Annotated in this window: 11 protein-coding genes; 5 read left to right on the top strand and 6 right to left on the bottom strand. The window is 72.0% G+C overall.

Features of this window, described 5'->3' with window-relative positions:
• Positions 1-8: 8 nt before the first annotated feature.
• The 3 genes from OG417_RS41095 to OG417_RS41085 form a co-directional block, all read right to left on the bottom strand.
• Positions 9-1,466, bottom strand: coding sequence for an MFS transporter (locus OG417_RS41095; RefSeq protein ID WP_329240825.1), 1,458 nt, complete (start codon positions 1,464-1,466; stop codon positions 9-11).
• Between the two features lie 219 nt (positions 1,467-1,685).
• Positions 1,686-3,182 (bottom strand): cryptochrome/photolyase family protein, encoded by a 1,497-nt coding sequence (locus OG417_RS41090; protein WP_329240823.1) that lies wholly within the window; start codon positions 3,180-3,182, stop codon positions 1,686-1,688.
• Between the two features lie 41 nt (positions 3,183-3,223).
• Positions 3,224-3,613 (bottom strand): winged helix-turn-helix transcriptional regulator, encoded by a 390-nt coding sequence (locus tag OG417_RS41085; protein ID WP_329240819.1) that lies wholly within the window; start codon positions 3,611-3,613, stop codon positions 3,224-3,226.
• A gap of 137 nt (positions 3,614-3,750) precedes the next feature.
• Between OG417_RS41085 and OG417_RS41080 the strand changes: the two genes are divergently transcribed.
• Together OG417_RS41080 and OG417_RS41075 are read left to right on the top strand one after the other, a co-directional pair.
• Complete coding sequence (locus tag OG417_RS41080) at positions 3,751-4,320, top strand: YceI family protein (protein WP_329240815.1); 570 nt, start codon at positions 3,751-3,753, stop codon at positions 4,318-4,320.
• Between the two features lie 87 nt (positions 4,321-4,407).
• Complete coding sequence (locus OG417_RS41075) at positions 4,408-5,226, top strand: isocitrate lyase/PEP mutase family protein (RefSeq protein ID WP_329240812.1); 819 nt, start codon at positions 4,408-4,410, stop codon at positions 5,224-5,226.
• 78 nt (positions 5,227-5,304) lie between these two features.
• Here the strand turns inward: OG417_RS41075 and OG417_RS41070 are convergent, their stop codons facing one another.
• Together OG417_RS41070 and OG417_RS41065 are read right to left on the bottom strand one after the other, a co-directional pair.
• Positions 5,305-6,756: a DHA2 family efflux MFS transporter permease subunit gene (locus tag OG417_RS41070; RefSeq protein WP_329240809.1), complete on the bottom strand. Its 1,452-nt coding sequence runs from the start codon at positions 6,754-6,756 to the stop codon at positions 5,305-5,307.
• 77 nt (positions 6,757-6,833) lie between these two features.
• The gene (locus OG417_RS41065; protein WP_329240807.1) at positions 6,834-7,322 is read right to left on the bottom strand and encodes a MarR family winged helix-turn-helix transcriptional regulator; all 489 of its coding nucleotides are present in this window, start codon (positions 7,320-7,322) and stop codon (positions 6,834-6,836) included.
• Positions 7,323-7,453: 131 nt separating this feature from the next.
• Between OG417_RS41065 and OG417_RS41060 the strand changes: the two genes are divergently transcribed.
• A complete protein-coding gene (locus OG417_RS41060; protein ID WP_329240804.1) occupies positions 7,454-8,503 on the top strand; it encodes a lipoate--protein ligase family protein in 1,050 nt (349 codons plus the stop codon).
• Positions 8,504-8,578: 75 nt separating this feature from the next.
• Positions 8,579-10,216 carry a glucose-6-phosphate isomerase gene (gene pgi, locus OG417_RS41055; protein ID WP_329240801.1) on the top strand — a complete coding sequence of 546 codons (1,638 nt, stop codon included), beginning with the start codon at positions 8,579-8,581 and terminating at the stop codon, positions 10,214-10,216.
• A 45-nt stretch (positions 10,217-10,261) separates the two neighbouring features.
• On the opposite strand, the gene OG417_RS41050 is transcribed toward pgi, so the two are convergent.
• Entirely contained in the window at positions 10,262-11,074 is an 813-nt protein-coding gene (locus OG417_RS41050; protein ID WP_329240798.1) for a DoxX family protein, read from the bottom strand.
• 246 nt (positions 11,075-11,320) lie between these two features.
• Here OG417_RS41050 and OG417_RS41045 point away from each other — a divergent pair, with 246 nt between their 5' ends.
• Positions 11,321-12,037, top strand: a complete 717-nt coding sequence (locus tag OG417_RS41045) for a ribonuclease HII (protein WP_329240794.1) — start codon at positions 11,321-11,323, stop codon at positions 12,035-12,037.
• Positions 12,038-12,044: the final 7 nt, after the last annotated feature.

The raw sequence follows: 12,044 nt of genomic DNA, 5'->3' as shown, positions 1-12,044 counted from the left end.
GCCACCGGTCACGCGGAGGCGCGGCGTGGCCGGAGCAGGACGAAGACGACGACGGCGCACAGGGCGGTGACCAGGGCGACGCCGCTGAGGGCGGAGTGCCAGGCGTCGGTGAAGGCGGCGCGTTCCGCGGGGGCGACCTCGCCCGCCGCGATCCGCGCCGCCGCGGCCGACGATCCGGTCTCGTCCTGGATGAGGCTGACCAGCACCGCTCCGAACACGGCGATGACCAGGGCCTCGGCCGCACCGCGCACGGTGTTGAGGAAGCCCGCCGCCGTCCCGGCACGGGCGGATTCGACGATGTTCATGGCCTGGCCGTCGGTGATTCCGAACGACAGGCCCATCCCGACACCGATCAGCGACAGCGGGCCGAGCAGCCCGGCCGTGCCGATGCCGGGATGCAGCACGGTCAGCCAGGCGTTGCCCGCCGCGACCAGGCCCAGCGCCACCGTGATCAGAGCCCGGCCGGGCACGCCGCGGGTCACCAGCCAGCCGCCCAGCGGCGGAACGACCAGGACCGGCGCGGTCAGCATGAGCATCGTCACGCCCGCCTCGCTCGCCGGCACTCCGTCCACGCCTTGCAGGTAGGTGGGCAGGAAGACCAGCACACCGACGAATCCGATCGAGGTCGCCAGGGTGCCCAGGCACCAGCCCATGAAGGGGAGGTTCCGGATCAGCGTCAGGTCCAGCACCGGGTGGCCGCCGCGGCCTTCCACCACGCCGAAGGCCACCAGAAGGACGGCTCCCGCGACCAGCGCGACCAGCACCGGCGCGGCGCTCCAGCCCTGCTCCGGGCCTCGCATGACGCCGAACATGAGTGCGGCGAGCCCGCCGACGAACGTGGTGATCCCCGCGCTGTCCACGTGGGGGCGCTCCCCGGCCCGCGACTCGGGAGCGAACCGGCTGCCCGCCAGGACCAGCAGGCCGACGACCACGTAGGCGCCGAACGTGCCGCGCCAGCCGAACCCGCCGATCATCCAGCCGGACAGGCTCGGGCCGATCGCGATGCCGACGCCCGCCATGGTGCCCATTCCGGCGAACGCACGGGTGCGCGCGGCACCGTCGAACGTTGAGGCCAGGATCGCCCCACCCGCGGCCATCATCCCCGCGGCCCCCGCGCCGGCCAGCAGCCGTGCCGCGTCCAGCAGCCAGATGCCGTTCGCGACCGCGCCGGCCAGCGCGGCCACCGTGAACAGGGCCGCGCCGAGCGTGAAGACGCGGCGGCGGCCGAACAGGTCGGCCAGCGAGCCGCACACGAGCGTGCACGCGGCGAACGTCAGGTTGTATCCGGCGACCACCCACTGCAGGGCCGGCCCCGACACTTCCAGGTCGTCGCCGATGCGGGGGACCGCCACGGCGGTGCCCGCGATCGACATGGCCAGCGCGAGGACGCCGAGCAGCACGGTGACCGCCGTCACCGGCGGGCTCACCCGTCTCGCGGGCCGCGCGCCGACACTGATGGTGCCCACAGATCCCTCCCCGTCGTCGATGAGGCCACCATCCTGAAACCTCAACCAATATTGAGGTCAAGTCGTCAAGTACGGCGGCGCTGTGAGTCGCTCGGCGAGCGGCTCTACATTCACAAGCGGTTCCACAAAGATGTCAATGCCGCGGACGGCGTTCCCGCGGCCTGAAACGACGGCGACCATCGGCCGGAGAACCGGAGAAAAAGTGCCGGGCGCGATTTCTCAGTAGCGCCTCCGGTGCTCTTCCTGCTCGACGACGGCCTCGCGGTCGGCGAGGCGGCGCAGCCCGCTCAGCGGCCGGGACATGCGGCGGTTCCCCGCCAGCCGGGTCGCGTTGCGGTCCAGCCAGGCCCAGTAACCCGCGGTGAAGGGGCAGGCGTCCGGCCCGAGCCGGATCCGCGGGTCGTACCGGCAGTCCCGGCAGTAGTCGCTCATCGCGTTGATGTACGCGCCCCCGGCGGCGTACGGCTTGGTCGCCGCGACGCCGCCGTCCGCGTACTGGCTCATGCCGATGACGTTCGCCGGCATGACCCACGGGTGGCCGTCGACGAAGGCGGTGGCGAACCACTCGGTGAGCGCGCGCGGCGCGAAGCCGCGCTGCAGGGCGAAGTTGCCCAGCACCATCAGCCGCTGGATGTGATGGGCGTACGCGCGGTCGCGTACCCCGGCCAGCGCCGTGCGCAGGCAGCGGGCGCTCACCCGGGACGGGTCCAGCCGCCGCCACCAGTCCGGCAGCGGGGTGCGCGCGTCCAGCGCGTTGCGGCCGAGGTAGGACGGCCCCAGGTACCAGTACAGGTGCCAGATCCACTCCCGCCAGCCCAGGATCTGCCGGACGAACCCCTCCACGCTGTTCAACGGCGCCTCGCCGCTCCGCAGGCGGGCCTCGGCCTCGCGGACGACCGCGAGCGGGTCGAGCAGGCCGAGGTTCAGCGGCGCCGAGAGGAGGGCGTGCGACATCGTCCAGTCGCCGGCGAGCATCGCGTCCTGGTGCGGTCCGAACGAGGCGAGCCGCGTCGTGAGGAACCTCCGCAGCGCCCGCCGCGCCTCGTCGTGGGTGGCGGCGAACAGCCGCGGCCCGTCCACGCCGACCGGGCGGATCCGCCCGGCGCGCAGCAGCCGGTCCAGGTCGTCTCGTACGCCCCGGTCGACCTCGTCCTCGCGCGGCCGGTAGGCCCTCGGCACGCCGAGGGCGGCCCGGTGCGGCGGCGGCTCACGGTTGTCGCGGTCGAGGTTCCACGTCCCGCCGACCGGGTCGCCGTCGGGCTCCACCAGAATCGCGAACCGGCGCCGCTGGTCCCGGTAGAAGTCCTCCATCACCAGGCGTCCCCGCCCGTCCGCCCAGGCGGCGAAGTCCCTCCTCGACCGGATGAATCCCGGCGTGGGCAGCTCGGCCTCGACCCGCCCCTCCTCGATCAGGCCCGCGACCAGCCGTTCCGCGGCGTGGGAGCCGGGTTCGTGCACGACGACCGGCCGCCCGAACCGCGCCAGGCCCTCCCGGTACGTGCGCGCCCGGACCAGCGTCGCCCGGTCACCGAGTTCCCCGGCGAGGTGCCGCATCGCCGACAGGACCAGGTGCAGCTTCTGCCGGTGGAAGGGCCGCCGCGCCAGCGCGGCCTCCGACTCGATCAGCAGCACCTCCCGGCCCCGGTTCTCCGGCGTCGCGTGGAAGTGCCGGCCGAGCTGGTCCCCGAACAGCCACAGTGGCGTTTCGTCCCCCATGACCAGGAGTGTTACCGCTCAGGCGCGCCCGGACGCCTGCGCTACGCCTCCCGCGTGTCGTAGGCCGTGCGGGCGCGCTCGATCTGCGCGACGTGGTCATCGGCCCAGCGCACGAGCGTGCCCACCGTGTCGAGCAGGGTGCGCCCCATCGGGGTCAGGGCGTACTCCACGCGCGGCGGCACGACCGGGTACACGGTCCGGGACACGATGCCGTCGCGTTCGAGGCCGCGCAGGGTGACGGTCAGCATGCGCTGGCTGATGCCCTCGACGCCGCGCTTGAGCTCGGTGAACCGCAGTGTTCGCTCGCCGAGCACGAAGACCACGTAGAGGGACCACTTGTCGCCGATCCGGCCGAGGATGTCGCGTGCCTGACAGGTGACCGACGGCGGGGGTTCCGGTGCGTGAGTCTGTGCCGCGGCAGGTCGGGCCATGGTTATCTCCAGGTGCCTGAGGCAGAAAAACATGCCTTCTTGTGCGGTCTGGCGGGTCGTCCCAGGATAGATCCAGTTCCAGTCAGGAACCATTTCTCGAAACGTAACCAAAGCACTTTTCATAATCGGGAGAGACGATGACGGTCGAGCTGGTGGAGATTCCCGGATATGTGGCCGGCACGTGGACGGTCGACCCCGTCCACTCGGACGTGGGCTTCGTCGTCCGGCACGTGATGGTGAGTAAGGTGCGCGGCCACTTCACGAGCTTCGAGGGCCGGGTCGTCACCGCGGAGAACCCGCTGGAGTCCAGCGTGACCGCGACGATCGACCTGGCGTCCATCGACACGAGCAACGAGCAGCGGGACGCCCACATCCGTTCCGCCGACTTCTTCGACGTCGAGAAGTACCCGACCATGACGTATCGCTCGACCGGGATCCGGCGCGACGGCGACGACCTGGTGCTGGACGGCGAGCTCACCCTCAAGGGCGTGACCCGCCCGGTGCCGCTCACGCTGGAGGTCAACGGGTTCGGTCCCGACCCGATGAACGAGGGCGGCACGCGCGCCGGCTTCACCGCCACCGGGGAGATCAACCGGATGGACTTCGGGGTCAGCTTCAACAGCCCCGTCCCCGGCGGCGGTGTCTTCGTCTCGGAGAAGGTTCAGATCGTCCTGGAGATCGAGGCGGCGCTCGAAACCGGCGGCTGAGGCGCCGGGAGCCGCGCGAGGCCGGATCGGACGTCGATGTCGGATTCCCGCCGGATATCGCCGGTGTACGGCTGGTGGACTGCCCTCATGACATCTGACATCAAGGCCAGGGCCGAGCTCTTCCACGCGCTGCACGACGGGCTCCTGGTCCTGCCCAACGCCTGGGACGCCGTCAGCGCCCGCCTCGTGGCGGACGCCGGCGCCCGGGCGGTCGCCACCACGAGCGCCGGGGTCGCCTGGAGCCTGGGCGCCCCCGACGGCGACGCCCTGGGGCGGGACCGGGCCGTCGGCCTCATCGCCCGGGTCGCCGCCGCCGTCGACGTCCCGGTGAGCGCCGATGTCGAGGGCGGCTACTCCGACACGCCCGACGGAGTGGCGAAGACGGTCGAGGGGGTGCTCGCGGCCGGGGCCGTGGGAGTCAACCTCGAGGACGCCGCCGGCCCGGCGACGCTGCGCGACCTCGCCGAGCAGGCCGAACGCATCGCGGCCGCCCGCCGGGCCGCCGACGCCGCGGACGTTCCGCTCTTCCTCAACGCCCGCATCGACACCTATCTCCGGGGCGTCGGCGACCCGGACACCCGCCTGCGCGACACGCTGATCCGCGCGGCGGCCTACGCCGACGCGGGCGCGAGCGGGATCTTCGTCCCGGGCGTGACCGACGCCGGGACCGTGGCCGCGCTCGCCGAGGGGACGACGCTGCCCCTGAACGTGATGGCCGGGCCGGGCGCGCCCGACGTCGCGACGCTGGCGGAACTCGGCGTCTCGCGGATCAGCCTGGGGTCCTCGATCGCCCAGGCGGCCTACGCGGTCGTGCGGCGCGCCGCACGCCAGGTGCTGTCGAGCGGCACGTACGACGAACTCGCCGACGCTCTGGACTATGGCGAGTTGAACGCCCTGTCCGGATGAGCGCTCACCCCGAAACCGGCGCGGAACCGTCGGGAGGCCTGGCCCGCCGCGCGGCGGGCCAGGCCTCCCGACGGTCTCTCAGGCGGCGGGGGAGGGCGCCGGGGCCTCTTCGGGCCGCGCCTGCTCCTCCGCGACCGGAACCGGGGGCCGCCGCAGGACCGCGGCCGTGAGGACGAGCGCGGCGACCAGCAGGCCGGCGCCGATGCCGAACGCCACGTGGAAGCCGCCGGTCAGGGCCGTGGCGCGGTCGTGCCCGGCGCCGGTCAGCCCTCGCGTGCGCGCCGCCGCGAACGTGGACAGCACCGCCACGCCGAGCGCCCCGCCGACCTGCTGGGAGGTGTTGAACAGCCCCGAGACGAGGCCCGCGTCGCCGGCGCCCGCGCCGGACATGCCCAGGGTCGTGAGCGCGGAGGTCGCCAGGCCGAAGCCGCCCGCCAGCAGCATCGTGGGCAGCAGGTCCACGGCGTAGCCGGCGTGGACGGGCAGGCGGGTGAGCAGCCCGATGCCGACGACCAGCAGGGCGATCCCGGCGAGCAGCACGCGGTGCTCGCCGAAGCGCGCGTTGAGCCGCGCGGACAGGACCAGCGAGACGGTCGCGATCGCCAGGGCGGCCGGCAGCATGGCCAGCCCGGTCCCCGCCGCCCCGTAGCCGCGTACCTGCTGCAGGTAGAGGGCGATGAGGATCTGGAACCCGAACAGCGCCGAGACCATCAGGACCTGGACGGCGTTGGCGCCCGCGACGGTCCGCGACCGGAAGATCTCGAGGGGCAGGAGAGGCGCCGCCGCCGTGGCCTGCCGTACGACGAACCCGGCGAGCAGCATGAGCGCGAGCGCGCCGTAGCCGAGCGTGTGCGCGGAGCCCCAGCCGTACCGGCTCGTCTCCACGATCGTGTAGACGCCGAGCATCAGTCCGGCGGTCACCAGCAGGGCGCCGGGCAGGTCGGCTCCCGCGCGGAGGCCGAGGCCCTGGTCGGGCTCCAGCACCCGTACGGCCAGGAGCGCGGCGGCGGCGCCGATCGGCAGGTTGATGAAGAAGATCCAGTGCCAGCTCACGGCCTCGGTGAGGACCCCGCCGAGCACCTGGCCGATCGACGCGCCCGCGGCGCCGACGAAGGCGTAGGCGCCGATCGCCCGGCCACGTTCACGCGGCTCGGGGAAGTGCGTCACGATCATGCCGAGGCTGACCGCCGAGGTCATCGCCCCGCCCACGCCCTGGACGAACCGGGCGGCGATGAGCATGTCCTGGCCGGTGGACACGCCGCAGAGCAGGGACGCGACGGTGAAGACCGCCAGGCCCGCGACGAACATCCGCTTACGCCCGACGAGGTCGCCGAGGCGTCCCGCCAGCAGCAGGAGACCGCCGAAGGCGATCATGTACGAGTTGACGGTCCAGGTGAGGTTCGAGGCGGAGAAGCGCAGGTCACTCTGGATCGCGGGGAGAGCGACGGTGACGATGCTGCCGTCGAGAACGATCATCAGCATCGCGGCGCAGAGCGCGACGAGTGCGGCGGTACGGGAGGGGCGAGACATCGAGAACGGCTCCTGTTCGCGTGGGCGACAGGAGAGACCGTAACAGATAGTTTTGAAGTAGACGATCCCGAGTGGATCTAAATTTTCTTCTGGCGCGTCCGCCGCACCGGCTGCTCGCTCTCCACGGGCGTGGACAGATGGCCCGTGACCAGCCCGGTCAGCGCGTTCAGGAACACCTCGCGCTGCTCGTCGGGGATCGCGTCGAGCACCTCACGGTGCACCCGGTCGGCGATCTTCATCCCGGCGGCGACGGCGCGTTCGCCCGCCTCGGTCACCGCGATGATCCGCGCCCGCCGGTCGGTGCTCGACGGCCGGCGCTCGGCGAGCCCGGCCTTCTCCAGCTCGTCGACGGTCACCACCATCGTGGTCTTGTCCAGGTCGGAGATCTTGGCGAGCTGGATCTGGGTGCGCTCGGCCTCCTGGGCGTGGAACAGCACGCAGTACTCGCGCGGTGTGATGCCGATCTCGGTGAAGGCCGCCGCCATCTGCGTTTCGAGCACGTGGCTGGCCTGGGAGAACAGGAAGGACAGGTCGACGACGGTCCGGCTCGGGGCGCTCGCGGTCATGCTCGGAGTCTATGCGGTCCGATCGGAGCCGGATTATCCACGACGGACCGATCGATGGAATCGCGGACGCGCCGGAGGGGTTGAGGTGATCGCGTCACGGGGACGCCAGCACACGGAGCGGGGATACCGACATGCACGGTGAGTACAAGGTGCCCGGAGGCAAGCTCGTGGTCGTCGACTTCGACCTCGAGGACGGCCGGCTGCGGCACGCGCTGGTCAGCGGCGACTTCTTCCTCGAACCCGACCACGCCCTGGAACGGATCACCACGGCGCTGAACGGCCTGCCCGCCCACCTGGAGGCCCGCGACATCGCCGCCCGCATCGACGCGCAGCTGCCGCCGGGCACGATGATGCTCGGGTTCTCCGCCGAGGCCGTGGGCATCGCCGTACGCCGGGCGCTGACCGACGCGAGCGACTGGCGCGACTACGACTGGCGGCTCGTCCACGAACCCCCGCAGGACCCCGCGCTGCACATGGCGCTCGACGAGGTCCTCACCGAGGAGGTCGGCGCCGGACGCCGGCCGCCGACGCTGCGCGTGTGGGAGTGGGCCGCGCCCGCGGTGGTGATCGGCAGCTTCCAGTCGCTGCGCAACGAGGTGGACGCCGAGGCGGCGCGCCGGCACGGGGTCACGGTGGTCCGGCGGATCAGCGGCGGCGGCGCGATGTTCATCGAGCCGGGCAACACGATCACCTACTCGCTGTACGCCCCGGCCACCCTCGTCCAGGGCATGAGCTTCGCCGACAGCTACGCGTTCCTCGACGACTGGGTGCTGGGCGCCCTCGGCGAGCTCGGCATCCGCGCCTGGTACCAGCCGCTCAACGACATCACCTCCGACCAGGGCAAGATCGCCGGAGCCGCGCAGAAGCGGCTCAGCTCGGGCGCCGTCCTGCACCACGTGACCATGTCCTACGACATCGACGCGGACAAGATGCTCGATGTTCTGCGGATCGGCCGGGAGAAGCTGTCGGACAAGGGCATCAAGAGCGCGCGCAAGCGCGTCGACCCCCTGCGGCGCCAGACCGGCCTGCCGCGGTCGGAGATCATCGACCGGATGATCGGTCATTTCCGCGGCCGGTACGGGCTGACCGGCGACCGGCTCACCGAAGAGGAGCTGGGCGCCGCCGAGAAGAGAGTGGCCGGCAAGTTCGGCACGGACGAGTGGACCGCCCGGGTGCCCTGAACGAGGGTTCGATGCGCGCGGGCGCCGCGCGTTCGATTGGATGGCCGGGTAGCCAGATGAGACGGAGGCAAAGGGATGTCCGACAGCGTGCGGCTTGACCAGACCGACGAGTGGCGGGCGCTGCGGCGGCACTACGAGGAGACGCACGAGCTGCAGCTGCGCGAGTTGTTCGCCGCCGACCCCGAGCGCGGGAGCCGGTACTCGCTGGAGGCCGGCGACCTGTACGTCGACTACTCGCGCAACCGGATCACCGACGAGACGCTGCGGCTGCTGCGTGAGCTCCTCGCCGCCCGCAAGGTGACCGAGCTGCGCGACGCGATGTTCTCGGGGAGGAAGATCAACTTCACCGAGAAGCGCGCGGTGCTGCACGTCGCCCTGCGCGCGCCGCGCGACGCGGTCATCGAGGTGGACGGGGAGAACGTCGTGCCCGCCGTGCACGAGGTCCTCGACCGGATGGCCGCCTTCTCCGCGCAGGTGCGGTCGGGGGAGTGGACCGGGGCGACCGGCAGGCCGATCCGCAACGTCGTCAACATCGGCATCGGCGGCTCCGACCTCGGCCCGAAGATGGCGTACGAGGCGCTGCGCCCGTACACCGACCGGACGCGCGTGTTCCGCTTCGTGTCCAACGTCGACGGCGCCGACCTGCACGAGGCCGTCCGCGACCTCGACCCGGCCGAGACGCTGTTCATCATCTCCTCCAAGACCTTCACCACGGTCGAGACGATCACCAACGCCACCTCGGCGCGGCAGTGGCTGGTGTCGGCCCTCGGCGAGGACGCCGTGGCCAAACACTTCGTCGCCGTCTCCACGAACGCCGACCAGGTGGCCAAGTTCGGCATCGACACCGCCAACATGTTCGGCTTCTGGGACTGGGTCGGCGGCCGGTACTCCTTCGACTCGGCCATCGGCCTGTCGCTGATGGTCGCGATCGGCCCGGAGCGCTTCCGCGAGATGCTCGACGGTTTCCACCTGATGGACGAGCACTTCCGTACGGCGCCGCCGGAGCGGAACCTGCCGATGCTGCTCGGCCTGCTCGGCATCTGGTACGACGACTTCTACGACGCCCAGACCTACGCCGTGCTGCCCTACAGCCACTACCTGTCGCGGTTCACCGACTACCTCCAGCAGCTCGACATGGAGTCCGACGGCAAGTCGGTCGACCGTTCGGGCCGGCCGGTGACCTGGCAGACCGGTCCGGTCGTGTGGGGCACGCCGGGCACCAACGGCCAGCACGCCTACTACCAGCTGCTCCACCAGGGCACCAAGCTCGTGCCGGCCGACCTCATCGGCTTCGCCCGGCCCATCGACGAGCTGGACGAGCTGAAGGGGCAGCACGACCTGCTGATGGCCAACCTCTTCGCGCAGGGACAGGCGCTGGCGTTCGGCAAGACCGCCGAGGAGGTCGCCGCCGAGGGCGTGCCGGCCGAGCAGGTGCCGCACCGCACGTTCCCCGGCAACCGGCCGACCAACACGATCCTGGCCACCGAGCTGACGCCGTCGGTGCTCGGCCAGCTGATCGCCCTGTACGAGCACAAGGTGTTCGTCCAGGGGGCGATCTGGGGGATCAACTCCTTCGACCAGTGGGGCGTCGAGCTGGGCAAGGTGCTCGCCAAGAACCTCGAGCCCCGGCTGACCGGCGCGGCCGACACCGGCGACCTGGACGGCTCGACCGCGACCCTGGTGGAGCGCTACCGGCGGCTGCGCGGACGCTGAGCGCCGCGGCGGATGCCCGGCCCGCCGGCCGGGCGTCCGCACGCGTCACGAGTCGGACGGCTTGGGCTGCCGCTTGCGGGTCCGCGTGGGAGCGGTGTCGTCGCCGGACGGCCCGGCCTGCTTCTTGCGGGTCCGCGCGGACGTCGTGTCGGCGGACACCTCGGGCGGCTTCTTGCGGGTCCGCAGCGGAGCCGTGTCGCCCGCGGACGGCTCGGGCTTCTTCCCTCCGGCGACGATCACGTCGCGGGAGGTGTCGGTCACGATCTCGGCGGCCGTCCGGGGCCGGGCCGCGGGCTTGTCCTCGCTCGGCGGCGGCTCGGGGTACGCGCCCGCCGTGATGCCGCGCTCGGCGCGCGGCGCGACGGGCGTCTCCTCCGCCGTGCCGGGAACCGGACGCCAGGGAGGCGGCGCCTCGTCGTCCTCGTCCGTCGTACGGCTCCGCCCGCCGAACAGCCGCTGGTCCAGCGTTACGCGCCCGCCTCCGCCGGCCGCGAACACCAATGACGCCAGGCCGAGGACGAGGACCAGCTCGAAACCGTTCTGGACCTTCCCGTTGTCCACCAGGAAGATGCCGTGCTCGGCGTGCACGAAGATCAGGGCACCCGCCATGTCGAGGAAGAGCAGCGTCCCGGCGACCGGCAGCGCGATGCCGAGGATCAGCGCCGCGCCGCCCAGCAGCTCGACGAACGTCGAGTAGACCGCCGCGGCGGTCGGCAACGGGGTGCCCATCGCGTCGAGGTTCCGCCCGGTGGCGGTCACCCCGACCTGGATCTTCTGCCACCCATGGGCCAGGAACACCGTGCCGACACCACATCGGGCGAGCAGCGCGACGACGTCGTATATCGGCCGATTACGCATGACAATCCTTCCTGCGGACGTATCCGTCAGATCATCCGCTCCGGACCGATTCGGCGTCCACTCGGTCAGGTCCGCCGTTGCCCGATCGTGAATTTGCACGCCCGGATCCGCGGAGCCCATGACGGGCGAGGCGACGCGCTGCGCCGAGACGGCGAACGCGACCCGTGAACCTGCCATCATGACCGAGCGAAGCGAGGGAATCGAAGGCACGGCCCTGTGGTCACTCCCCCCGACGAAGGAGGTTTCATGACCGGCACGCGAACCGAGGACACGCCTGCCCCGAGCGGCCCCGGCTATGCCGTCGAGGAGCAGCTGATCGCCGCCGGGGCCGCATGCGTCGCGGGCGTCGACGAGGTCGGCCGGGGAGCCTGGGCCGGGCCGGTCGTGGTCTGCGCGGCCGTCACCCGCATGGACGCCCCGCCGGAGGGCCTCACCGACTCCAAGATGCTCACGCCGCGCCGCCGCGCCGCGATCGCCGAGGTCCTCGAGGACTGGCTCGCCGCCTACGCGTTCGGCGCCGCGAGCCCGGAGGAGATCGACGACGTGGGCATGACCGAGGCGCTGCGCCGGGCGGCCGTACGCGCGCTGGAGGCACTGCCCGAACGCCCGGACGCGGTGATCCTCGACGGCGCCCACAACTTCCTCGGCGACCGGGCGGCCTCCGACGGGCGGCCGTGGCCGGTCCGCACCGAGATCAAGGCCGACCTGCGGTCGGTGTCGGTGGCGGCGGCGTCCGTGCTGGCCAAGGTGCACCGCGACACGCTGATGGCCGGGCTGGGACACGAGGAGTACGGCTTCGCGGCCAACGCCGGCTACCCCTCGCCCGTGCACCAGGACGCGCTCCGGCGGCTCGGGCCCACGCCGCACCACCGGCTGTCCTGGTCCTACCTCGACGACCTGCCCGAGTGGCGGCACCTGCGCAAGCACCGGCCCGAGATCGAAGGACAGCTCTCCTTGATCTGACGGCCGG

It is taken from the genome of Actinoallomurus sp. NBC_01490 (assembly GCF_036227085.1).
GTDB classification, from domain to species: Bacteria; Actinomycetota; Actinomycetes; order Streptosporangiales; family Streptosporangiaceae; genus Actinoallomurus; species Actinoallomurus oryzae.
Note: the sequence above shows the minus strand (reverse complement) of the source record. Positions and strands in the feature narration are given on the sequence as shown.